Origin of the sequence: Variovorax sp. Root434 (assembly GCF_001426595.1) — a bacterium.
Taxonomy (GTDB): domain Bacteria; phylum Pseudomonadota; class Gammaproteobacteria; order Burkholderiales; family Burkholderiaceae_C; genus Variovorax.
Genome location: NZ_LMEK01000012.1, coordinates 617,649 through 641,425 on the forward strand (window position 1 = coordinate 617,649; position 23,777 = coordinate 641,425).

Annotated in this window: 13 protein-coding genes and 1 pseudogene; 2 read left to right on the forward strand and 12 right to left on the reverse strand. The window is 68.7% G+C overall.

Going from position 1 to position 23,777, the window contains the following annotated elements:
* Positions 1–164: 164 nt before the first annotated feature.
* The gene (locus tag ASD05_RS13480) at positions 165–2,399 is read right to left on the reverse strand and encodes a LamG-like jellyroll fold domain-containing protein (RefSeq protein ID WP_056592835.1); all 2,235 of its coding nucleotides are present in this window, start codon (positions 2,397–2,399) and stop codon (positions 165–167) included.
* A gap of 239 nt (positions 2,400–2,638) precedes the next feature.
* Here ASD05_RS13480 and ASD05_RS13485 point away from each other — a divergent pair, with 239 nt between their 5' ends.
* Both ASD05_RS13485 and ASD05_RS29470 read left to right on the forward strand, forming a co-directional pair.
* Positions 2,639–2,857 (forward strand): hypothetical protein, encoded by a 219-nt coding sequence (locus tag ASD05_RS13485; protein WP_056592838.1) that lies wholly within the window; start codon positions 2,639–2,641, stop codon positions 2,855–2,857.
* A gap of 72 nt (positions 2,858–2,929) precedes the next feature.
* A pseudogene (locus ASD05_RS29470) lies at positions 2,930–3,574 on the forward strand (Bug family tripartite tricarboxylate transporter substrate binding protein); the annotation flags it as partial.
* A gap of 75 nt (positions 3,575–3,649) precedes the next feature.
* Here the strand turns inward: ASD05_RS29470 and ASD05_RS13490 are convergent.
* From ASD05_RS13490 to recG, 11 genes are all read right to left on the reverse strand, one after another.
* The gene (locus tag ASD05_RS13490; protein WP_056592841.1) at positions 3,650–4,441 is read right to left on the reverse strand and encodes a transporter substrate-binding domain-containing protein; all 792 of its coding nucleotides are present in this window, start codon (positions 4,439–4,441) and stop codon (positions 3,650–3,652) included.
* Between the two features lie 440 nt (positions 4,442–4,881).
* The gene (locus ASD05_RS13495; RefSeq protein WP_056592844.1) at positions 4,882–5,103 is read right to left on the reverse strand and encodes an MbtH family protein; all 222 of its coding nucleotides are present in this window, start codon (positions 5,101–5,103) and stop codon (positions 4,882–4,884) included.
* A 21-nt stretch (positions 5,104–5,124) separates the two neighbouring features.
* Positions 5,125–6,444 carry a glycosyltransferase gene (locus tag ASD05_RS13500; protein WP_056592847.1) on the reverse strand — a complete coding sequence of 440 codons (1,320 nt, stop codon included), beginning with the start codon at positions 6,442–6,444 and terminating at the stop codon, positions 5,125–5,127.
* 10 nt (positions 6,445–6,454) lie between these two features.
* Positions 6,455–13,945, reverse strand: a complete 7,491-nt coding sequence (locus ASD05_RS13505) for a non-ribosomal peptide synthetase (RefSeq protein WP_056594379.1) — start codon at positions 13,943–13,945, stop codon at positions 6,455–6,457.
* 279 nt (positions 13,946–14,224) lie between these two features.
* Positions 14,225–15,955 carry an acetyl/propionyl/methylcrotonyl-CoA carboxylase subunit alpha gene (locus ASD05_RS13510; protein WP_056592850.1) on the reverse strand — a complete coding sequence of 577 codons (1,731 nt, stop codon included), beginning with the start codon at positions 15,953–15,955 and terminating at the stop codon, positions 14,225–14,227.
* 10 nt (positions 15,956–15,965) lie between these two features.
* A complete protein-coding gene (gene pxpB, locus ASD05_RS13515) occupies positions 15,966–17,543 on the reverse strand; it encodes a 5-oxoprolinase subunit PxpB (protein WP_056594382.1) in 1,578 nt (525 codons plus the stop codon).
* Between the two features lie 2 nt (positions 17,544–17,545).
* Positions 17,546–18,310 carry a LamB/YcsF family protein gene (locus ASD05_RS13520; RefSeq protein WP_056592852.1) on the reverse strand — a complete coding sequence of 255 codons (765 nt, stop codon included), beginning with the start codon at positions 18,308–18,310 and terminating at the stop codon, positions 17,546–17,548.
* 99 nt (positions 18,311–18,409) lie between these two features.
* Complete coding sequence (locus ASD05_RS13525) at positions 18,410–19,702, reverse strand: MFS transporter (protein WP_056592857.1); 1,293 nt, start codon at positions 19,700–19,702, stop codon at positions 18,410–18,412.
* Positions 19,703–19,740: 38 nt separating this feature from the next.
* The gene (locus ASD05_RS13530) at positions 19,741–20,556 is read right to left on the reverse strand and encodes a putative hydro-lyase (protein ID WP_056594384.1); all 816 of its coding nucleotides are present in this window, start codon (positions 20,554–20,556) and stop codon (positions 19,741–19,743) included.
* 89 nt (positions 20,557–20,645) lie between these two features.
* Positions 20,646–21,551: a LysR family transcriptional regulator gene (locus ASD05_RS13535; RefSeq protein ID WP_056592861.1), complete on the reverse strand. Its 906-nt coding sequence runs from the start codon at positions 21,549–21,551 to the stop codon at positions 20,646–20,648.
* 19 nt (positions 21,552–21,570) lie between these two features.
* Positions 21,571–23,775 carry an ATP-dependent DNA helicase RecG gene (gene recG / locus ASD05_RS13540; protein WP_056592864.1) on the reverse strand — a complete coding sequence of 735 codons (2,205 nt, stop codon included), beginning with the start codon at positions 23,773–23,775 and terminating at the stop codon, positions 21,571–21,573.
* Positions 23,776–23,777 lie beyond the last annotated feature (2 nt).

Genomic DNA, 23,777 nt, shown 5'->3' on the forward strand with positions numbered 1-23,777 from the left:
CGAAAAGCAGCAGCGAAGTCATCAGTGCGCAAGCGCATCGTTGAGAAGCAAAGTTCATGGGAAAAGTCTGTTTAGGAGGAAGAAAGCCCCGGCGCGCCCCGAAAGGCGCGCGCGGGCCGGTTGAAATTCAGGGTCGGTTGCGCCGCGCGGCTATCCGACAACCGTCAGCGGGCGAGGTTCGCGATGAAGGCCGCGTCCTGCGCGCCGCTGTAGATGCGGAAGTCCTGCATGCGGCCCTTGAAGTACGGGTCGCCGCCGTACTGGGAGCGGCCCAGCCATGTCCGGGTGGTGTTGCCCAACTGAAAAGGATTGATCCAGATGTCGTCTGCGGTGGCGACCTGCGCGCCGTCCATGTAGAGCGTACCTGTGGTGCCGGAGAGCGTGACCGCCAGATGCACCCAGCGCCCGGTGGGAGTCTCGCCGCCAGCTACCGACTCTTCCTTCCAGAACTGATTGCGCGAGGCTGAAAAGCGCAGCTGTTTGTTGCCATCGCGCAGGATCAGGATCATGTAGGCCACGTCGTTGGAGCCGAAGTCGAAAACGCGCGCGATGACCGACGCGGTATCCCAGTAGACCCACACCGCGATCGTGAAATCGCCCAGGGCCGACACGGCTCCGTCGGGCAGCTGTATATGGCCGCTGCGGCCATCGAGCTGCACGGCGCTTCCGCCGTTGCGTCCTTCGCCCCAGCTCGTGCCGCCCTTCAACTGCGCGTTCAGGCCGCGGCCGCTGGCGTCGTTGGCATCGCCGTTGAGCGGCAAGTGCAGCCACAGCTCGCCCGGAACCGCCACGCGCAAGGTATCCGCACCGGTCATCTCCCCGGCGTCGGCCACCGCGTCGATCCGGTAGTACCAGGTGCCTTGGCCGGGATCGTCGGTGTAGGTGCGCGGTTCGGTGACCGGCGCGAGGGTCGTGAACGGACCGTTCGGCGAAGCCGCGCGCTGCACGAGGTACTGGGAAGCGCCTGCGGTGCCCCACCAGGACAGCTGCACCTTTCCGTCATTCAGGAATGCGCTCAGCCCGCTGGGCCTGGCGGGAGGAACCGGATCGCGCGCATAGAGCAGCGTGCCCATGCCCGGCTGGTCGCCGCCGTCGACGCGTTCGGGCCGGATCTTGTCGAGCATCGCCTTGGTCCAGGGTGCCGAGAGTCCCTTGCGGCTCACATAGTGGCTGTAGATGAGGTCCCAGTTGGGCCGCAGGCTGTTCGTGCCCGCAGCAGCAGTCCCTTCTCCGTGGACGCCGTTGTAGGGCGCGAACGGCATCGTGTACAGCGCGTTGCCATTGGTATCGGCCAAGTTCGTCTTGGCCACGTACTCCGCGCCGGCCAGCAGCCGGTTGTTCCAATAGCCGAAGAGATCCTCGCCCTGGTTCCAGGCCATTTGGCACAGCATGCCGGCCAGAGAGATGCCGAGGGTCGAGTGGCCCTGGTCGCGATGGCTCTCCTGCCACTGCCCCAGATAGCCAGGATGCACGTGGTAGACGTTGTTGGCGCTCGCGCCGCAGCCACGGCCGCTCTTGTAGTAGTTGCTTGCTTCGGCGACCAGGTCGCTCCGGTCGCAGAACACGCCGATCGCGTAGATGGCGCAGATGTTGGCCAGGTCCCAGTTGGCCCAGTAGTGGGTGACCTTTCTGGTCTCCGTGCCGTTGTGGTTGACCAGGAAGTCGTGGGCCTTCGGGTAGAACACGTTCAGCAGCATGGCCTGGAAGCGCGCGACGTCTTCCTTCGCCCAGCCGGGGTAGGTCCGCATCAGTTCCGCGGCATTGGCCCACTGGGCGCCATAGAGGCCGGAGGCCAGGTAGACGTTCGAGTTGCCGCCCAGCTCGGTCAAGGTCGACGACCATGCATTGAGGAACTCCACCGACTTCTTCGCGTAGGCCTCGTCGTTCGTGATCTTCCAGCGCAATGCGAGATGAAGGGCGCGCACAAAGTCGCCGATCATCTGGCCGTAGTTCTCGCCCTCGACGCCGCGTATCACCACCGCCAGGGGGCGCGGCTTCGCATCGAGGTTGGTGTTGTTCGTCTTGAGCATCATGTTCAAGCCGCCCACCCAGGGCTCCGCCTTGGCGGCCAGCTTGTCACGGATGCGCTGCAGATCGTCCTCCGTGACCAGCAGGCCCGGGTGCACGATCTTGCGTACTTGGGGCTCAGGGGTGGTCGGCTCGGGCGCTGGGGTTTCGGGAGTAACGGGGGTGCCGGGGGTATTGGGGGAATCGACACCGGCAACCGCAGCAGGTGTCAGCTGCGGCGGCGTCTGCTGCGCGGCCGCCCCACCTATGGGCGAGAAGCTGCTGCCCTGACTTCCTCCGCCGCAGGCCGTCGTTCCCAGTGCCAGCGCACTCGCCGTACCAAGGAAGAAGGTGCGTCGATCCAGCAGAAAGTCGCTCTTGTCGTCGCTCATGAATGTGTCATCTCTCGTGAGTGTGTAAAGAAGTGATTCCGCAATCTGCGTGCCACTCGCCCCGATCGCTCGATGCGATCGAATTGGTAAATCCGATGGATGCATTGCGCGCGGCGCGAGGGACATGCAACGACAGGAAGTGACATTCGTTGTCACCTGCGATGCGCGCAAGGCCACTGAATGTCATCGCTCGCCGTCTTGCTCGTGCATGTTCGACTGGCACGATCAGCGGCTTCGCCATGCAGCGCTCGGATGCGAGCTCGCAGCTCGATCAGGTTGCGGAGTTCACTCCCAAGTTCGCGCAGGGCTTGACTCGCGCCGGCACCTGCTTGTCTGAGGAAAGAGCCGATCCTGAAGCCGGACCGGACTGGCTGGAGGGAACCTCCATCGAGGCGACTAGTGTGGCCTACAAGATGAAGAAATCGCCCGCCGGATTGCCTCTGAAAATGAGCGGCTGAATTTCATTTTCGGAATGACGCATGCGCCGGTTCGCAAATGCATCGCCGCGGCACGGTGCGACACCTTCTTCAATGAACCGCGACCGCACTGGGTCGATATGCATTGGCGGGGTGCCCGACGTCCACACGCTGATGTTCGGCTATGTCGGCACGCATGCGATGAATCCCGCCCTGCAGAGGCGGGACTACGATCCGGTCGCCAACTTCGAACCCGTCGGGCTCGTCGGTTCTTCCTCGACCTTGATGGTCACTCACCCGGGCGGGGGAATACTGGACGTGCACCAGTTGGTCGCGCAGCTGAAGAAAACGCCTCGCAGCCTGCGCTACGCATCGGCCGGCGACGGGACGCCGCCGCATTTCGCTGCCGAGCTCTTTCAGCTCAGCAGCGGGACTTCGATGGCCAGCACGACCTACGAGGGTGCCGCACCTGCAATCGCGGAAGCGGTCGAAGGTCGCTCGCAGATCATGTTCCCCAGCTTGTTCACGGCATCTCCATTCATCCGGACGGGTCAGCTGCGCGCCTTGGCTGTGGCAGGTCCAAAGCGCCTGGATGCTCTTCCTGGCGTGCCGACACTTGCAGAGCTAGGCATCGCGGGAGTGGATGTCGTCCAATGGTATGGGCTGTTTGCGCCGGCCGGCACGCCTCCTGCAACCATCGCGCGCCTCAATCAAGCCCTCAACAAGGTGCTGACCGATCCGGAAGTTGTCCAACGCTTTGGGAGCCATGGGGCGCTGGCCGAACCGGGCAGATCCGACGCGCTCGCACAAAGGATGCAATCGGATCTGGAAGATCTACTGCGGCAGATCGCCCGCCGGGCGCTCCAGCCATTTCATCGACAACTTGTCCAGTTCGCCGCTCTTCTTCGCCTCGTCGATGATGCCGTTCACCCTCAGCCGCAACGAATCTTCACCCTTGGCCACCCCGATGTAGTTCGGGCTCTCTTTCAGCAGCAGCTTGTAGGTAATGCCAAGCGAGGGATTGCTGCTCATGACGGTGTTCGCGACGGATGCCCCCGTGGCGATCAATTGGGCCTGTCCGGACACGAAGGCCGCAACGGTTCTGGTGTTGTCGTCGAAGCGCCTGATATCGGCACCCGCTGGCGCAACCTTGTTGAGCTCCTGGTCTTCGACCGAACCGCGTGTGACAGCGATCGACTTCCCCGAGAGGTCGGCGAAGCTCTTGATGTTCAAGGCCTTCGCTCCGAAGATGGCTTGATAGAAAGGCGAATACGCGGCGGCAAAGTCGATCTGCTTCTCGCGGTCCGGGTTCTTGCCCAAGGTGGCAATGACCAATGCAGCTTTTCTTTTCTGCAGATACGGAATGCGATTGGCGCTGGTCACGGGTATCAGGTCGACTTCCACGCCGAGCTTGGCCCCGATGTAGTTGGCCATGTCGATGTCCAGGCCATGCATCTTGAAGTCCCGGTCCATGGATCCATAAGGCGGGAAATCAGGAGGAACCCCGATCGCGATCTTCTTGTTCTTCAGGATGGTGTCCAACGCACTTTGCGCATGGACTGCGCCGGTTGCCATGAGACCGCTGAGCGCGAGTCCCAGAACGATTTGCAATCTGCTGAATTTCATGATTCCTGAACAAAGAAGAGTAGTTGTGGGTTTGATCTCGAGCGCACGCCTGGCCGCCAAAAGGCCATGCCAGCCCCGAGCCGCACGAATCATGCCAGTGGTATACAAGGCTCATGCACCCATGTCGAAAACAAATGTGATGCGCAAGATGCGAGCCGCCCCGATTCGGGGATCGTCGCCCCATATTGGGGACGTCCGAAGAGGCCGCTTCGCGACGCTGGAGTGACAGCGTCCTGGTGCTTATTTCCCGGAAGCGGGTCGAGCATTCCAGCCTGTAGCCGGCGCAAGGCTCGAGGCTGTCCGCCTCCCATCTCGCGCCGCCGGCTCGGCGTGTTCCTTGTTCTGCGCAAAGCCCTCGGCCGCTTCACTATCTGCAGCCGGCACCCGGAATCGCGACGCATACGCCCACGCAGCGCCGCGCCGATGCAGGGCGAACGCCCTCATGCCTTGATGGCGTCGCGATCCCTGGCCGCGAGGGACCGCAGCCGCATGTCGGTCCAGTTCGCCTCGATGAAAGCGCTGCAGGCCGCCCTGTCGGTCGCGGCCAGCGCGATCTCCCAGCCGGTGGGCACTGCAATGAAGCTCGGCCACAGCGAGTGCTGTCCTTCTTCATTGACCAGCACGAGGAAGGTGGCGTTCTTGTCGTCAAACGGATTGCTCATCGTCGATTTCCTTGCAGGGGTTCAAGCCATTTCCACGGACTCGGGGGCAGCCGTGTGCAGCGCCGCGAGGGCCGCGGTGATTTCGCCCAGCGCGTGGTGGCGCGCGAAGTCTTCGCGCAGCGTGCCCGCACGCTGGCGGTATGTCGGTTCGCTCAACAGCCTGCGCACCGCGTCGCCGATTTGGCGCGCGGCCGGTTGGCCGTTGCCGAGGTTGATGCCTGCGCCCGACCAGGCCACGCGCGCCGCGATCTCGGGCTTTTCCTCGGTGGCTCCGGCCACCGCCAGCGGCACGCCAAGGCTCAGCGCGTGGTTGACCGAGCCGTAGCCGCCGTTGGTCACCATCGCATGCACCTTGGGCAGCAGGCGGTCGTAAGGCAGGAAGGGCAACACGCGGGCATTGGCCGGAATGGCCATGCCCAGCGCGGCCGGCAGCGGGCCGCCGGTGGTGGCGATGACCTGGATGTCCTTCGCGCCGGCCAGCGCCTGCAGGGTGGGGACGATCAGCTGCGCCGGGTTCTGGTTGGCCAGCGTGCCCTGCGTGACCAGCACGACCGAGCGGCCATCGTCCAGCTCATGCCACCAGTCGGGTGGCGTGAAGTCGCGGCTGGCGGGCGCGAGCAGCGGGCCGACGAAACGCACCGAGGCGGGCAGGTCGCTGCGCGGGTATTCGAAGGATGCGGCCGTCAGCTGCAGGTAAAGGTCGGGCAGCTTGACCATGGCGTCGATGAAGAAATCCGGCAGTGCGGGCGAGCCCGCGCATGTCAGCAGCGCATCGAAGTAGCGCTGCACCTCGCCGAACATCGCCTGCTTGAGGTTGGCGTGCATCGTCCGGTTGCGCACGCGCCCTTCCGGCGTGGACGACGGCGGCAGCGCGGTGCCGAAGAAGGCCGTGTCGCAGCTGGACAGCGGCAGCGCCGAGATGCCGATGGCCACGACCGCCGGGCGCTGCTCGCGCGGCCCGAGCAGCATCGGGAAGGTGCCGCAGAACATCGTGTCGACCACGATGGCGTCGGCCTCGAAGCTCTCCAGAATCGCGCGCAGGCCGGCGCATTGCGCGGCCATGGCGTCGGCGAAGAAGTGCTTGAGGCCGAAACACATTTGCGCATGAGCCGACGGCAGGCGCTGGCGCTGCGGAAAACGCTGGTCGAGCTCGCGATGATCGAAATCGATCGCAGCTTCGAAGGCCGTGAACGTAGCGCCGGTGGCCTCGGCCTGCGCCCTGAACCGGCTCGCGGTGTGCACCCGCACCTCGTGCCCGAGGCCCACCAGGTGCTGGGCGATGGCCAGCATCGGCAGCACGTGTCCCGGCAAGGCGGTTGCGGCGATGAGATAGCGTGCCATGTCGCTCCTCCTAGGACGTGCTGGTTTCCAGGGCCCGGCGCGCCTTGGTGTCGATGCCGAGATCGACGAAGTAGCGCTGCAGCAGCTCGCGGTCGACCGGCCGGATCGCGGCGCCGATGGCTTCGAGCTGCGCATGCGTGGCCGCGCCGCTGACCTGCGGCGGCGTGGCCGAGGTGTCGTAGCGGTCGAGGATGGCCAGCACCGCGGCAAGGTCGCGGTCCTGCCCGACGGCGAGCCGCGCGTGCGCGCGCTCCAGCCAGGGCTCGAGCCCCACCGGTTCGAGCCGCATGCCGAGCCGCTCGAACACCGGAGGAATGTCGCGCACCCGCAGCGCCTCCTGGCTCATCAGGTGGAACACCTGGCCCCATGACGCCTGCCGGCCCGCGAGGCCGAGGATGGCGCGCGCCACGTCGTCCACCGGCGTCAGGTTGAGCGGCAGGTCCATGTCGGGAATCGCTTCCAGGTCGGCATAGAGATGCGCCACGCGCCAGATCAGGTCCTCGGCGTTGCAGATCGCGTGCGTGTGGTCGCCCGTGACCGCGCCCAGCCGGTAGATCGCCACCGGCATGCCGCGCGCCTGCGCCTCGCGAGCCAGCGCGTCGCCGACCCACTTGCTCTGGCTGTAACCGTCGACCAGCCCGCTCCAGGAGGCCAGCGCCGACTGCTCGGTGACGGCGCCCTCCTTGCCGTTGTTCTGGTCGATCACCGCCAGCGTCGAGACGTAGTGCATGCTCTTGGGCCGGCCCTGCGCGGTCCACTCGAGCAGCGTCACCACGCTGTCGACGTTGGCTGGCTTCAGGCTCGCGTAGGGATGCAGGAAGTCGACCTGCGCGGCGCAGTGGTAGATGGCGTCGCAGCCGTCGCGCACCAGCCGCACGGCGCTGTCGTCGAGGCCGAGCCGCGGTTGGCCGAGGTCGCCGGTCACGACCTTGATGCGCGCATCGTCCCAGATCGCGCCGAGCTGGCGCTGGGCCAGCGTGAGCTGCAGGCGGCGCCTGCCCGCCTCCTCGTCGGCGGCGCGCACGTGGCAGACCACGCAGGCCGATGTGTCGCGCAGCAGCGCGGCCAGCAGGTGGCTGCCGACGAAGCCGCTGGCGCCGGTCAGGAACACCCGCTTCGCGTCCAGCGGCGGCGCGGCATCCTGCCTGCGGATGTGCGCGGGCAGGTCGAGCTCGCGCGACAGGTCGAGCGCCTCGGCCGCACCGGCGGCGTTGTCGAGCCATGCGGCAAGCTCGGCGATCGACGGGCGGTTGTAGACCTCGGCGTGCGGAAAGTCCGCGCGCAGCTGCTGGCGGATGCGCATGCCGAGCTGGATGGCCAACAGCGAATGCCCGCCGAGTTCGAAGAAGTTGTCGTGAATGCCCACGCGCTCCAGGTGCAGTGTCTCGGCCCAGAGCGCGGCCAGCTGCCGCTCGGTGGGCGTGCGGGGTTCGGCATAGTGCGCCGCGGCCCGCTGCTCGGGCGCCGGCAGCGCCTTGCGGTCGAGCTTGCCGCTCTGGGTCAGCGGCAGCAGCGGCAGGTGGACGAAGGCCGAGGGCACCATGTAGTCGGGCAGCGCCCGCGCCATGTGGGCACGCAGCTCGGCCGGCTGCGGGTCGGCCGCGGCGACCACGTAGGCCACGAGGCGCTTCTCGCCCGGCACGTCCTCGCGGGCGATCACTGCCGCCTGCGTCACCTGCGGGTGTCGCAGCAGCACCGACTCGATTTCGCCCGGCTCGATGCGAAAGCCGCGGATCTTCACCTGCTGGTCGGCGCGGCCCAGGAAATCGAGGCCGCCGTCATTGCGCCAGCGCACCAGGTCGCCGCTTCGATACATGCGGCTGCCGGGTTCGCCGAAGGGGTTGGCGATGAAACGCTCGGCGCTGAGCAGCGGACGGTTCAGGTAGCCGCGCGCCAGCCCGCTGCCGGCGATGTAGAGCTCGCCCGCCACGCCGGGCGGCACCGGCTGCAGGCTGTCGTCGAGCACGTACAAGCGCGTGTTCCAGACCGGCCGGCCGATGGACGGCGGCTCTTCGGCATTCATCGGCGCGCTCATGCTCGCGCAGATGGTGATCTCCGTCGGGCCATACGCGTTGATCATGCGGCGGCCTTGCGACCAGCGCGCAGCCAGCGCGGCGGGGCAGGCATCGCCGCCCACCACCAGCGTCTGCAGGTGCGGGAATTCGCCATGCGGCAGGGTGGCGAGCGCGGCGGGCGGGATCAGCGCGTGGCTCACGGCCTGCCTGTGGAGCAGGTCGGCCAGCTCCGGGCCCAGCAGCTGCTGCGCCCCCGGCAGCACCAGCGCGGCGCCGGCGTGGAAGGCCATCAGCAGGTCCATCACCGAAGCGTCGAAGCCGCTGGAAGAAAACTGCAGCACGCGCGAGTCGGGGCCGATGGCGAAGCGCTGCGCCATCGCCGCGCCGAGGCTGCTCAGGCCCGCGTGCGGCACCACGACGCCCTTGGGCAGGCCGGTGGAGCCGGAGGTGTAGATGACGTACGCGGCATCCTGCGGCTCGGCCGTGCGCGCATGCGCCGGTGCGGCGTCCGACTGGATCGCCAGCGCGGCGACCGTCTCGTCGCTGTCGAGCGCCAGGCAATGCGCGATGCCGGCGAGTTCCGGCAGCAGCGCAGCGTGGGTCAGCACGCAGGCGGGTGCGGCCTCCTCGAACACGAAGGCGCTGCGCCCAGTCATGTGGTTCGGGTCGATGGGCAGGTAGGCCGCGCCGGCCTTGACGATGGCCAGGTGCGCCACCACGAGGTCGAGCGAGCGCGGCAGCACTGCCGCGACGATGGCGCCGACGCCGATGCCCCGGCCGTGCAGCAGGTGCGCAAGCCGGTTGGCGCGCATATCGAGTTCGGCATAGCTGAGCGTCGCATCGTCGAGCACCACCGCCGCCGCATGCGGGCGCTCGGCGGCATGCGATGCCACCATGGCGGCCAGCGATAGCGGCGCGATGTCTCGCGTGCTGCCGCTCCAGTCGGACAGCAGGCGCCGGCTTTCTTCGGCGCTCAGGATGTCCAGGCTGCCCAACGCGGTGTCTGGCGCATCGCAGGCCTGTTCCAGCAAACGCACCAGCCGCTCGGCGATGGCCTCGACGGTACTGCGCTCGAACAGGTCGGTGCTGTACTGGATGCCGCCGGCAATGCCGCCCGGCAGGCCGTCGGCGCCGCGCTGCTCGTCGAGGATGAAGGACAGGTCGAACTTCGCCGTGTCGACCGCCACCGGCTGCGGCGTGATCGACAGGCCGGGCAGGCTGAAGGACAGGCGGCTGTTGCTGCTCTGGAATCCCAGCATGACCTGGAACAGCGGCAGGTTGGCGCCCGAGCGCTCCGGGCGCAGCAGCTCCACGATGCGGTCGTAAGGGAACTCCTGGTTCGCGTACGCGGCGAGGTTGGTGGTGCGCACCCGCGCGATCAGCTCGCGCAGGCCCGGCTGTCCCGAGGCATCGGTGCGCAGCACCAGCGCGTTGACGAAGCAGCCGATCAGGTCGTCCAGCGCATGGTCGCTGCGCCCGGCGACCGGCGTGCCGATGACGATGTCGTCTCCCGCGCCCAGCCGGTTCAGCAGGCCCGCCAGCGCCGCCTGCAGCACCATGAAGACGCTGGCCTGGCCGTCGCGCGCCAGCTGCAGCATGCGCTCGTGCACATGCGGCGGAATGTGCATCGGCACCACGTCGCCCTGGTAGCTGGGAACGGCCGGATGCGGGCGGTCGACCGGCAGGCTCAGCCGCTCGGGCAGGCCGCGCAAGGTCTCGCGCCAGAACTCGCGCTGGCGCCCGGCCATGCTCTCGGGGTCGTCCTCGCTGCCGAGCAGGTCCTGCTGCCACAGCGCGTAGTCGGCGTATTGCAGCGGCAGCGGCACCCAGCCGGGCGCCTTGCCTTCGCTGCGCGCGGCGTAGGCAATGCTCAGGTCGCGCGCCAGCGGCAGCAGCGACGCGCCATCGCCGACGATGTGGTGCGTCAGCAGCAGCAGCACGTGCTCGTCGGCCGCCAGCCTGAACAGATGGGGACGCAGGGGCGCCATGCTGCCGAGGTCGAAGCCCAGGCGGGCCGCGGCGTGCAGCTGGGCAGCGATCTCTTCTTCGCTGCTGTCCGCTTCGGCCAGCACCGCGCGTGCCTGCGGGCCGTCGAGGATGTGCTGGTACGGCAGCCCGTCCTCGTTCGGATAGATGGTACGCAGGCTTTCGTGGCGCTGCACCAGGTCGTCGAGCGCCGACTGCAGCGCCGCGCGGTCGAGCACGCCCGACAGGCGCAGGGCCAGCGGCATGTTGTAGGCCGGGTTCGCGTTCTCGAGCTGGTTCATCAGCCACAGGCGGCGCTGCGCGAAGGACAGCGGAATGCGCGCCGGGCGCGGCATCGGCACGAGGCTGGGCCGCGCGCCAGAGGCCTGGTCCAGCATCTCCGCGAGGCCTGCGATGGTGGAGACCTGGAACAGCGTGTCCAGCGGCAGGTCGATCATGAACTGCTGCCGGATCATCGAGATCAGCTGCACGATCATCAGCGAGTGCCCGCCGAGCTCGAAGAAGTTGTCGTCGATGCCGACGCGCGGCAGGTGCAGGGTCTCGGCCCAGAGCCCCGCCAGGATCTTCTCGGTGGGCGTGCGCGGCGCAGCGTACGGCGTGGCCGCCTGCAGCTCGGGCGCCGGCAGCGCCTTGCGGTCGAGCTTGCCGCTCGGGCCGAGCGGCAGGGCCGGCAGGCTGACGAAGGCCGAGGGCACCATGTACTCGGGCAGGGCCTGCGCCAGGTGGTCGCGCAGCTCGGCCGCCTGCGGATCGGCCGCATCCGCAGCCACGACATAGGCCACGAGGCGCTTCTCGCCCGCCACGTCCTCGCGCGCGACCACCGCGGCCTGGGCGACCTGCGGATGCCGCAGCAACACCGACTCGATCTCGCCCGGCTCGATGCGCAGGCCGCGGATCTTCACCTGCTGGTCGGCACGACCCAGGAAATCGAGGCTGCCGTCGCTGCGCCAACGCGCGAGGTCGCCGCTGCGGTACATGCGGCTGCCGGGTTCGCCATAGGGGTTGGCAACGAAGCGCTCGGCGCTCAGCAGCGGGCGGTTCAGGTAGCCGCGCGCCAGGCCGATGCCCGCGATGTACAGCTCGCCGGTGGTGCCGGGCGGCACCGGCTGCAGGCCGCTGTCGAGCACGTGCATCTGCGTGTTCCAGATCGGCCGGCCGATGGGCACGCTCGACGACGACGGTTCCTCTTCGGGCGTGCGCGGGCATTCCCATGAAGTGACATCGACGGCAGCTTCGGTCGGTCCGTAGAGGTTGTGCAATTCGCACGACAGGCGCTGCTGGAACTGCGACTGCAGCGCGGGCGATAAAGCCTCGCCGCTGCAGATCACGCGCCGCAGCGTGGTGCACGCAGAGGCCGTGGGCTCCTGCAGGAAGACCTCCAGCATCGACGGCACGAAGTGGATGGTGGTGATGGCCTCCTCCGCGATCAGCGCCGCGAGATAGGCCGCGTCCTTGTGGCCGCCCGGCTTGGCCAGCACCAGCGTGGCGCCGTCGATCAGCGGCCAGAAGAATTCCCACACCGACACGTCGAAGCTCGACGGCGTTTTCTGCAGCACGCGGTCGTCGGCCTGCAGGCCGTAGCGGTCCTGCATCCAGCGCAGGCGGTTGACGATGGCGCGGTGCGACACGACCGCGCCCTTGGGCCTTCCGGTGGAGCCGGAGGTGTAGATCACATAGGCGGGGTGCGAGGGATCGATGGCGATGCCGGGATCGGTGTCGGCATAAGTCCCCAGTTCCGCAAACGTTTGCGCTACATCGAGCAGCAATTTCGGGGCATCGGCCGGCAGCGACTCCGCGAGTGCCGCCGTCGTCACCAGGCACACCGGCCGTGCGTCGCCGAGCATGAAGGCGATGCGGTCCTGCGGAAAGTCCGGGTCCACCGGCAGGTAGGCCGCGCCGGTCTTCAGCGTGGCCAGCAAGGCCACCATCAGCTCCATCGAACGCGGAATGGCCAGCGCCACGGTGCGCTCCGGTCCCGCGCCGCGCGCGCACAGCAGGTGCGCGAGGCGGTTGGCGCGTCGGTTCAGCTCGTCGTTGCGCATCGCCTCGCCGTCGAAGCGCAGCGCGATGCCTTGCGGGTTGGCGGCGAGCTGCGCCTCGATCAGCGCGACGAGATTCGTGTCGGGCACCGGGCGGGCCGTGTCGTTCCACGTCACCAGCAGCTGCTCGCGCTCGCCGGCTTGCAGCAGGTCGACCTGGCCGATGGCCTGATCAGGCTGATGGATCACCGCCGCCATGAAGGCCAGCAGCCGGCGCTGGTGATCGGCCAGCGCCTGCGCGGTGTGCACCGCCGGGTTGGCGTCGAAGTCGATCTGAAGGTCCTGCCCGTTGCCGCGCTCGTACAGGAAGATGCCCAGGTCCTCGGCCGTGCCGTTGGACAGGTTGCGCGGCTTGGCCGCATGCCCGGCGAAGCGGAAGTCGTAGTCGAAGGGCTCGACGTTGACCACCGTGGTGAACAGTTGCCGGTTGTTCACGAGCATGTTCAGGTCGCTGCGCAGGTGTTCGTAGCGGTAGGACTGGTGCCGCAGGATCTGCCGCATCTGCCGCCCGACCTCGTGGATCAGTTCCGGCACCGGCAGGTCCGGGCGCATCGCGAGCCGCAGCGGCAACGCGTTGGCCACCATCGCCGGCACGCGCCGCATGCGGTCGTTGTGGCGCGCCGTGACCGGAATGCCGATCACCATGTCCTCGACGCCGGTGGCGCGGTACAGGTAGGCCGCGGTGGTGGCGATCAGGATCTGCGGCAGCGTGGTGCCCAGTTGCTGCGCGATGCCCTGCAAGGCCCGCACGCTCGCGGCCGGCAGGTACGCGGTCTGGCGCAGCAGGCCGCCGACGTTGACCGAGCGGTGCGAGGCGAGGCTCAGCGGATCGGGCGCATCGCCGAAGCGTTCCGTCCAGTACTGGCGGTCGCGCGGAAAGCGGCCGGACTCGCTATAGGCCTTTTCTTCCTCGGCCAGCTGCGAGATGGGCGCCAGGCGCGAAGCCTCGGGCACGTCGGTGCCGGCGATGCGTGCGCTGTAGATGTCCGCGAAACGGCGCGCGATCAGCCCGCCGCCGAAACCGTCCAGCACGATGTGATGGCTGCGGTGGTACCAGATGTGGCGTTCAGGTGCGATGCGGATCAGCGCGGACAGCCACAGCGGCCCTTCCGCCAGGTCGATGTTGCGGCTGAAGTCGGCGTGCATCCAGGCCTGCGCCGAAGCGGCCGGATCTTCATCGCCGCTGAAGTCCAAGTAGGGAATCTCGCGCGTGAACACCGGCGCGACGACCTGGCGCGCTCCCTGTGCGGTATCGACGAAGCGCAGGCGCGTGGCTTCGGCTTCCCGGGTCACCTGCTGCATGGCCGCCATGAAGACGGCGGGGTCGATCCAGCCTTCTATGTCGATGGCTTCGGCGAGGTTGAAGTTGGTGTCGGGCGAGGCGAACTTCGCGCCGAGCCACATGGCCATCTGGCCGGAAGTGAGGGGAGATGCATCGCCCAGGGGATCGACCGTGCTCATGAACTTCTCCACGTCTTGAATGAATCGGCAGCGTTAACTCCGAATCAATGTACAAGCCGTTTCAATCATTTCAGAGACGGTTTTCCGGGTGAAAACATGTCGCACGAGGCATTGAGCGCGAAAGATTTCATCGGGAAGTAATCACCCGATTCGCGCTTTCTGGAATCCGAACTCTTTCGTCCTATGGCAAGAAAAAAGCGCCACGAAAGCATGTTGCGATGCAACAACTGCGTCAGCGGCGAGTAGGGTTTTCATCACTGCCCAAGCCGGCTCGCGATGTCAGCCGATGGTTGCAATGGCGGCGCCAGCGGCCACGTATCCGCCCGCAACAACCGAGAAAGCGATGCGCCCCGCCCGGTGCGCGAGCACCTGCATTTCCATCTTCATCGCCTCCATCACGGCGATGACGCTGCCCGCCGCGACCTCGTCGCCATCGGCCACCTTCCAGCCCTGCACCGTGCCCGACACCGGCGCGGCCACGGCGGCGGCGTCTGCCACTGCTGGTTCTGCCGTGGCGATGCCCGCACCGCCAGCAGCCGCAGACGACAAACCACTCAACAGCACGGCCGGCAGGCCCAGCGACATCCGTCGCCCATCCACTTCGATCGCCGTGCGCAGCAGCGCCGTGTCGGGCATCGGGTCGGGCCGCATCGCAGCGGCCTCGCCGTTCGCGAAGTCGGTCTCTATCCAGCGCGTGTGCACCTTGAAGGCATCGCCCGACACGAAGTCGGGGTGCGCCATCACGGCGCGATGGAATGGCAGCACCGAGGGCACGCCCTCGATGCGGAACTCCTTCAGCGCGCGCCGCGCCCGCGCGATGGCCTGCTCGCGCGTGGCGCCGGTGACGATCAGCTTGGCCATCAGCGAATCGAAGGTGCCCGGCACCTGCGAGCCGCCATCGACGCCGGCATCGACGCGCACGCCGGGGCCCGAGGGCGCATCGAACACCTTGACCGGCCCCGGCGACGGCAGGAAGCCGCGCCCCACGTCTTCGGCATTGATGCGGAACTCGAAGGCATGGCCGCGCGCCGCGGGCGTCTGTGTGATCGACAAGGACAGCCCCTCGGCAATGCGCAGCTGCTCGATCACGAGGTCGATGCCCGTGGTTTCCTCGGTCACCGGATGCTCCACCTGCAGCCGCGTGTTCACCTCGAGAAAAGAGATCGCGCCGCTCGCGCTCAGCATGAACTCGACCGTGCCGGCGCCCGTGTAGCCGGCCGCCGCGCAGATGTCGCGCGCCGACTGGTGGATGCGTTCGCGCTGCGCGTCGCTGAGGAAAGGCGCGGGCGCCTCTTCCACCAGCTTCTGGTTGCGCCGCTGCAGCGAGCAGTCGCGCGTGCCGAGCACCACCACGTTGCCGTGCGTGTCGGCCAGCACCTGCGCCTCGACGTGGCGCGGCCGGTCGAGGAACTGCTCGACATAGCACTCGCCGCGGCCGAAGGCCGTCACCGCCTCGCGCACCGCAGATTCGTAGAGGCCTTCCACCTCGTCGAGCCGCCACGCCACCTTGATGCCGCGGCCGCCGCCGCCGAACGCAGCCTTGATCGCGACCGGCAGGCCGTGCTTTTCCGCGAACGCGAGCACCTCGCCCGCGTTGCCCACCGGATCGGCCGTGCCCGCGACCAGCGGCGCACCGACCTTCATCGCGAGCTTGCGGGCCTGCACCTTGTCGCCCAGCATCGCGATGGCGGCCGGCGACGGGCCGACCCAGGTGAGGCCGGCGTCGATGGCGGCCTGCGCGAACGCCGCGCTCTCGGAGAGAAAGCCGTAGCCCGGGTGCACCGCGTCGGCGCCGCAGCGCGCGGCCACCGCAAGCAGCTTGGCGATGTTCAGGTAGGTGTCGGCGGGGCGGTCGCCGCCCAGGCCGTAGGCCTCGTCGGCCATGCGCACGTGCAGCGCATTCAGGTCGGCATCGGCGTACACCGCGACCGACTGCACGCCGTGGTCGGCACAGGCACGCGCGATGCGCACGGCGATTTCGCCGCGGTTGGCGATCAGGAGTTTTTTCATCGGAAGGCTTTCACGAAGCGATGGGCGCGGCCAGCGGGTTGAAGCGGACGCGGGCGTTGATGGGGATCTGCCCCGCGCGGTCGAGGTGATAGGTGGCGACGGAGGCGATCACGGGATAGCCGCCGGTCAGCGGATGGTCGGCCATGAACAGCACGGGCTGGCCGCTGGGCGGCACCTGGATCGCACCGCGGGCCGTGCCCTCGCTGGGCAGCTCGGCGTGGTTGGCGCGTGCCAGCGGCTCTTCGCCGGCGAGGCGAATGCCCACTCGGTTGGACTGCGGCGTGACCACCCACGGCTGACTGCACAGAAGCGCGAGCGCATCGGCCGTGAACCAGTCGGCGCGCGGGCCGGGCACGATGTCGAGCACGACTTCTTCCTGCACGGTGGGCAAATCTGTCGGCGGGGTTTCTGGTGCGCCGACCACGGCACCCGCGGCCACCGCGCGCACGGGCAGCAGGTCGCCCACGACGATGGCAGCCGGGCCGATGCGGGCCAGCGTGTCGGTCGAGAGGCTGCCGAGCACCGGCGCGATGTCGAAGCCGCCGCGCACGGCGAGGTAGCTGCGCATGCCGGCGCACGGCTCGCCCAGCGCCAGCATGTCGCCGTCGGCCAGCGCGATGGGCTGGTAGCGCGGCAGCGGCCATTTCGCGCCGTCGGCACGGGTCAGCGTGACGGGCCCGTCGGCGCCCGCGATGGCCACCACCGCTTCGCCACGGCAGGCGAACTGGAAGCCGCCATGGGCGATCTCCACGCACGCAGTGTCCGATGCGTTGCCGACCAGCCGGTTGGCGGCCTGCAATGCACGTTGGTCCATCGCACCGGAAGCGGAGACGCCCTGCCGGGCCTGGCCAGGGCGGCCGCCGTCCTGCAGCAGCGCCTGAAGGCCCGCTGTGCGAATCTCGAAGGCGCAGCCGCCTTCCACCGCGGCGGGCCGCGAAGGTGCGGGCGCCACGGCCACAGGCTCGGCCCTCGGTTGCGCTGTGGCATCCACGAAGCGCACCGTGTCGCCCGGCTGCAGCAGCGCGGGGGTCTCGCGCGACAAGTCCCACATCGGCGTATCGGTGGTGCCGATGATCTGCCAGCCGCCGGGGCTGGCCTGCGGATAGACGCCGCTGAAGCTGCCCGCCAGGCCGACCGCGCCGGCCGGGATGCGCGTGCGCGGCACCGGGCGGCGCGGCACGTTCAGGCTCGGGTGGCCGCCCGACAGGTAGGCGAAGCCCGGTGCGAAGCCGGTGAAGGCGACCGTGTAGTCGCTGCCGGTGTGGCGGCGCACGACTTCCTCGGGCGTGATGCCCAGCAGGCTGGCCACCTCGGCCAGGTCTTCGCCGTCGTAGCGCACGGGGATCTCGATGCGCTTGTCGATGCGCGTCTCGCGGGCGTCGAGGCTGCGCTGCCCGACCCGCCGCGCGAGTTCGTCAGCCGCAATCGCGGCCGGACGGAAAGTGATCAGCAGCGTGCGCGCGGCGGGCACCAGTTCTTCGATGCCGGCGACAGGCTCGGCACGCAGCGAGGCCAGCAGCGCGAGGGTCTGCGGCAGGTCGTCGAGCTCGACCAGCACCGCATTCAGGTTGACGGGCAGGAAGCGCATCGTCATGCAGCGTCCACGAACGGACGGATGGTCACGCCCGCCTGCTCCAGCCGCACGCGCACCTGGCGCGCCATCTCGACCGCGCCGGGGCTGTCGCCGTGCACGCAGACCGACTCGGCCTCGATGCGCACCGTGCTGCCGTCGATGGCCGTGACCACGCCCTCGGTGGCCAGCCGCAGCATGCGATCGGCCACTTCATCGGCGTCGTGCAGCACCGCGCCGGGTTCGCGGCGCGACACCAGCGTGCCATGCGGCGTGTAGGCGCGGTCGGCAAAGGCCTCGGCCACGGCGCGCAGGCCCTCGCCGCGCGCCCAGCCCAGCAGCGGCGAACCCGCGAGCGCGACCAGGCACAGGCCGTGGTCGATCTCGCGGATGGCGGCGATCACGTCGCGCGCCTGGCGCTCATCGTGGGCGATGGTGTTGTAGAGCGCGCCGTGCGGCTTCACGTAGCGCACCGTGGTGCCGGCCGCGGCGGCCAAGCCCTTCAGCGCGCCGATCTGGTAGATGACGTCGGCGCGCAGGTCGGCGCTGTCCACGTCCATGTTGCGGCGCCCGAAGCCCACGAGGTCGCGGTAGGCCACGTGGGCGCCGATCGCAACGCCGCGCTCCTCCGCTTGGCGCAGCGTGCGCAGGATGCCGGCCGGGTCGCCCGCATGGAAGCCGCAGGCCACGTTGGCGCTGCTCACGAGGGAAAGCATGGCGGCGTCGTCGCCCATGCGCCATGCGCCCAGGCTCTCGCCGAGGTCGCTGTTCAAGTCGATGTTCATGTTCGTCCCGGCGCGCGGTGATGCGCGCTCTCGGTTCAATGCAGGCGGCCTGCCTGCCGGGGGCAGGCGGTCACGCGAACGAAGGGGGAATGCGCCGGATCAGTTCTGGCGCAGATCGCGCCCGCGCGTCTCGGGCAGGCACAGGGCCACCAGGACCACCATGGCGTAGGCGACGGCCGCGCACACGCCGATGGCGGTGCCCAGCGGCAGGTGCATGCGGTCGCTCAGCAGGCCGACCAACGCCGGAAAGGTGGCGCCGATGCCGCGTCCGAAGTTGTAGCAAAAGCCCTGCCCCGAACCGCGCAGCTCGTTGGGAAACAGCTCGGCCAGGAAGGCACCCGCGCCGCTGAAGATGCCCGACATGAAGAAGCCCAGCGGAAAGCCCAGCAGCAGCATCAGGCCGTCCGTGATGGGCAGCAGCGTGTACGCATAGACCAGCGAACCGGCGCCGATGGCGAACAGGATGAAGGCGCGGCGCCGGCCAAGGCGGTCCGACAGGTAGGCACCGCACAGGTAGCCGATGAAGGCGCCGACGATGAACATGAACTGGTAGCCGCCCGAGCCCAGCACGGTGAGATGGCGCTCGTTCTTCAGGAAGGTCGGCAGCCAGACGCCGATGGCGTAGTAGCCGCCCTGCATGCCGGTGAACAGCAGGCTCGCAAGCACCGTGGTGCCGAGCATGCCGGGCTTGAAGATCGCGAGGAAATTGCCGCTGCGTTCGCCGCGCGCCACGGCGGCGCGGCTTTGCACGTAGATTTCCGGATCGCGGATCGAGCGGCGGATGAAGACGATCAGCAGCGCCGGCAGCAGGCCCAGCAGGAACATCGCGCGCCACGAAATCTCGGGCGGCAGGAACGAGAACAGCGCCATCGACACCAGCACCGCCGCTCCCCAGCCGATGGCCCAGCTGCTCTGCACCAGCCCCACGGCCTTGCCGCGATAGGCCGGCCGGATCATCTCGGCGATGAGCACCGAGCCCACCGCCCATTCGCCGCCGAAGCCCAGCCCCTGCAGCGTGCGGGCGATCAGCAGTTCCTCGGGCGTGCGCGACAGGCCGCAGGCAAAGGTGAAGATCGCGAACACCAGGATCGTCAGCTGCAGGATGCGCACACGGCCATAGATGTCGGCGAGGATGCCCGCCGCCCAGCCGCCGATGGCCGAGGCGACGAGCGTGGCGGTGCCGATCAGCCCAACCTCGGTCTTGCTCATGCCCCACAGCGACAGCAGGATCGGCGTGACCAGCGGCAGCGTGTAGTAGTCGAACGCGTCGACCGCGTAGCCGCTGAAAGACGCGGCGAGCGTGCGTTTCTCGTTGGGATTGAGCGTGCGCAGCCAGTTCTCGCCGGCAGGCGCATCGCCGGCCGCGGGGGCAGCATCGAGGGTGCTCTTCATGATCGTTGTCTCCAGGGTCTCGGGTGAAAAAAAGCAGCCTAGAAGGCCGCCAGGCGGTGGTGCAGCAGGTCGGTAACGAGCATCGCGCCCGGTGCATGGGTGATCGCGAACGGCAGCCGCGCGGCCGCCAGCACGGCCTGGGGCGTCACGCCGCAGGCCCAGAACACGGGAAGCTCGTCGGGCATCACCTCCACGGCGTCGCCGTAGTCGGGCACGCCGATGGCGCGGATGCCGATCAGCGCCGGATCGCCGATGTGCACCGGCGCGCCGTGCACCGCCGGAAAGCGCGAGGTGATCTGCACCGCGCGGATGGCGTCGGCCGCACGCAGCGGCCGCATCGACACCACCATCGGCCCGTGGAACGGGCCGGCCGGCACGGTCTCGACCGAGGTGCGGTACATCGCCACGTTGCGGCCCTGCGCAACGTGGCGCAGCGCGATGCCCTCGGCCATCAGCGCATGCTCGAAGGTGAAGGAACAGCCGATCACGAAGCTCACCAGGTCGTCGCGCCAGAGCGCCCGCACGTCGGTGGGCTCGTCGACCAGTTCGCCTTCGCGCCAGACGCGGTAGCGCGGCAGGTCGGTGCGGATGTCGATGTCCTCGCCGAGCACCGGCAGCGCCGGGTCACCGGCCTCGGACACGCCCAGCAGCGGACAGGGCTTGGGGTTGGCCTGGCAGAAGCGCAGGAAGTCGCCGGCATGCGACTTCGGCAGGATCACCAGGTTGCCCTGCGCGTGAGCGCTGGCGAGTCCGCTGGTGTGCGTGTTCAGCGTGCCGCTGCGGGCGGCAAGGCGCACGGCCAGCGCGCTGCTCGAGGGACCGGGCTGTTGTTCGAAGGAATGGCGGCTCGACATGGCGTTCCCGATGCGCAATGCATCGCTGTGTTGTGATTTGCCGGATTGTGGGAATCCGCGCTCACGAACGCCAACGCAAAGTTTCTCGCTCAGCTCATCGATTTTTTCGATGACCCCTGGCGGTGCGAGGCGTGCACCACGGCGGAGCCGAGCGCGGCCTCCGGCAGCGGCGACGACGGGTCGTCGCGGTAGCTCGCATAAATGGGCAGCGGCTCCAGCGTGTCTTCGCACGGCAGCACGCGCAGCGGCAGGCGCCGCGCCAGCGGCTCGACCACCGCGCGCGGCAGCGTGGCGACGCCGAATCCCGCCTCGACCAGCTGGGCCATGGCCGAGATCGAGGAGATCGCGTGCACGCGCGGCGGCGGGCTGCCGGCCTCGCGAAACAGCTCGAGCAGCGCCACGTGCGGCTGCGAGCCGCGCTGAAAGGTCAGCAGGTCGAGCGACAGCAGGTCGGCCAGGCGGTAGCGCCGTTTCAGGTGCAGCTCGCGGTGGCCGACGAAGCACATGGGCATCGGCGGCACGGCGCGCGTGCGCACGCCGTCGCCGGCGGCGGGCAGCGCGGCGAACACCAGGTCCTGCTTGCCGCGCTGCAGCTGGTCGACCAGCACCGGCGTGGTTTCGACCGTGAGCTCGAGCTCGAAGTCCGGATGGGTGGCCTGCATGTGCTTGAGCCAGCCGGTGAGCCAGCTGTGCACCACCGACTCGATGGCGCCGACGCGCAGCACCGTCTCGCGCGCCGCGCCCGAGCCCATCTCGGCCTTGATGTGCATCTGCATCTCGAGCAGCTTCTGCGCGAAGGCATGGAAGCGCTGCCCTGCCACGGTCAGGCGGAACTGCTTGTCGCGCCGGTCGAGCAGCAGCACGCCGAGTTCGCGCTCGAGCGCGGCGATGCGGCTGGACAGGGCCGACTGGGTCAGGTGCAGCTTCTCGGAGGCGCGCGTGACGCTCTTGAGCGCCACCGCCCAGTGGAAGGCTTCCACGAATCGAAGGTTCATTTGCGTTGCGGTCCCGGAATCAGGCTTTCAGGTACTCGGCCTTGGTGCCGAGCCAGCGGTCGATGTGGCGCTGCGCCAGTTCGGGATGCTTCTGCAGCATCACCGGTGCCAGTTCGCGCGCCCAGTCGAGCAGCAGCGTGTCGGTCGTCAGGTCGGCGAAGCGCAGCAGCGGCGCGCCCGACTGGCGTGCGCCCAGGAATTCGCCGGGGCCGCGGATCTCCAGGTCGCGCCGCGCGATCTCGAAGCCGTCGCCGGTCTCGGCCATCGCCTTGAGCCGCGCGCGCGCCGCTTCGCCGACACGGCCACTGTCGCCCGGCGCATAGAGCAGCACGCAGGCCGAGGCCGCCGCACCGCGCCCCACGCGGCCGCGCAGCTGGTGCAGCTGCGACAGGCCGAAACGCTCGGCATGCTCGATCACCATCAGCGAGGCATTGGGCACATCGACGCCCACCTCGATCACGGTCGTGCTCACCAGCACCTGGATCTCGTTGGCGGTGAATGCGGCCATCACCGCCTGCTTCTCGGCCGTGGGCATGCGCGAATGCAGCAGGCCGACCTGGATGGGCTCACCCAGCGTGTCGGCCAGCTCGTCGCGCGTTTCGGTCGCGTTGCGCAGGTCGACCGCCTCGCTCTCCTCGATCAGCGGGCACACCCAGTACACCTGCCGGCCCTGCGCGATCTGCGCATGGATGCGGTCGATGACTTCGTCGCGCCGATGGTCGGCCACCAGCTTGGTGACGATGGGCGTGCGGCCCGGCGGCAGCTCGTCGAGCGTGGAGACGTCGAGGTCGGCGTAGTAGCTCATCGCGAGCGTGCGCGGGATGGGGGTGGCGCTCATCATCAGCAGATGCGGCTCCAATCCGGCGCCGGGCCGCCCCAAGCCGGATTGCCCCCCCTCGGGGGGGTGAGGCGAAGCCTCAGGGGGGCTGAAAGTGCCGCCGCCGGCCTTGCCGCGCAACGCAAGGCGCTGGGCTACGCCGAAGCGGTGCTGCTCGTCGATGATGGCCAGCGCGAGATTCTTGAAGCGCACCTTCTCGGAAATGACCGCGTGCGTGCCGATGACCAGCGCAGCCTGGCCGCTCTCCACCGCCGCCGACATCTCGTCGCGCTCCTTCTTCTTCTGGCTGCCCGTGAGCCAAGCCACGCGCAGACCACGCGCAGCGAGCAGCGGATCGAGCCAGCCGACCAGCTTGCCGAAATGCTGGGCCGCGAGGATTTCGGTGGGCGCCATCAGCGCGCACTGGAAACCCGCGTCGATGCAGCGCGCCGCCGCCAGCGCCGCCACCACGGTCTTGCCCGAGCCCACGTCGCCCTGCAGCAGGCGGTGCATCGGGATCTGACGGTGCAGGTCGGCCGTGATCTCCTCGCCCACGCGCTGCTGCGCACCGGTCAGGCCGAAGGGCAGCACCGCGAGCAGCTGCGCATGCAGCGAGGTGGCGACCGGCTCGGTCGATGCAGGCAGCACCGGCGCTCGCTGCGCCGCACGCTCCAGCCGCGCCTGCAGTTGCGACAGCTGCTGCGCGAGCAGTTCCTCGGCCTTGATGCGCTGCCATGCCGGGTGGCTGTGGTCTTCGAGCGCGGCCATCGACACGTCGGGCGTCGGGTAGTGCAGGAAGCTCAGCGCGCTGCGCAGGTCCCACGCGCCGCGCAGGCCGATCTGCACCGGAATGGTCTCGTCGAGCACCGCGCGCGCCAGGCCCGAACGCACTTCGCGCCGCAGCACCGGCTGCGCGAGACCGGCCACGGTCGAGTAGACCGGCGTGAGCGCGTTCGGCAATGCGGTGCCGGCCGCCTTCACGGTCGGATGCATCATCTGCCGCCCCACGAAGCCGCCGCGCACCTCGCCGCGCACCCGCACCCGCGCGCCGACCGCCAGCTGCTTCTGCTGCGACGGATAGAAGTTGAAGAAGCGCAGCTGGCAGGTGTCGCTGCCGTCGTCGATGGTCGCCAGCAGCTGGCGGCGCGGGCGGTACACCACCTCGCATTCGGTGATCACGCCTTCGACCTGCGCCATGTCGCCGTCGCGCGTGTCGGCAAGCCGCACGATGCGCGTCTCGTCCTCGTAGCGCATGGGGAGGTAGAGCGCGAAGTCGATGTCGCGCACGAGGCCTAGCTTGCGCAAGGCGCGCTGCACCTGGCTCAGGCCGCTGCCGGGCGGGCCTGCGGGCGCCGGCGCGGCGGCACTCGCGGAAGCTGCAGGGGACGGGGCTTTCTTGGGAGGCACGG

Coding starts and splice junctions, on each gene's coding strand:
- ASD05_RS13480 (WP_056592835.1), bottom strand. CDS start 2,399: ATGAGCGACGACAAGAGCGACTTTCTGCTGGATCGACGCACCTTCTTC.
- ASD05_RS13485 (WP_056592838.1), top strand. CDS start 2,639: ATGCAGCGCTCGGATGCGAGCTCGCAGCTCGATCAGGTTGCGGAGTTC.
- ASD05_RS13490 (WP_056592841.1), bottom strand. CDS start 4,441: ATGAAATTCAGCAGATTGCAAATCGTTCTGGGACTCGCGCTCAGCGGT.
- ASD05_RS13495 (WP_056592844.1), bottom strand. CDS start 5,103: ATGAGCAATCCGTTTGACGACAAGAACGCCACCTTCCTCGTGCTGGTC.
- ASD05_RS13500 (WP_056592847.1), bottom strand. CDS start 6,444: ATGGCACGCTATCTCATCGCCGCAACCGCCTTGCCGGGACACGTGCTG.
- ASD05_RS13505 (WP_056594379.1), bottom strand. CDS start 13,945: ATGAGCACGGTCGATCCCCTGGGCGATGCATCTCCCCTCACTTCCGGC.
- ASD05_RS13510 (WP_056592850.1), bottom strand. CDS start 15,955: ATGAAAAAACTCCTGATCGCCAACCGCGGCGAAATCGCCGTGCGCATC.
- pxpB (WP_056594382.1), bottom strand. CDS start 17,543: ATGCGCTTCCTGCCCGTCAACCTGAATGCGGTGCTGGTCGAGCTCGAC.
- ASD05_RS13520 (WP_056592852.1), bottom strand. CDS start 18,310: ATGAACATCGACTTGAACAGCGACCTCGGCGAGAGCCTGGGCGCATGG.
- ASD05_RS13525 (WP_056592857.1), bottom strand. CDS start 19,702: ATGAAGAGCACCCTCGATGCTGCCCCCGCGGCCGGCGATGCGCCTGCC.
- ASD05_RS13530 (WP_056594384.1), bottom strand. CDS start 20,556: ATGTCGAGCCGCCATTCCTTCGAACAACAGCCCGGTCCCTCGAGCAGC.
- ASD05_RS13535 (WP_056592861.1), bottom strand. CDS start 21,551: ATGAACCTTCGATTCGTGGAAGCCTTCCACTGGGCGGTGGCGCTCAAG.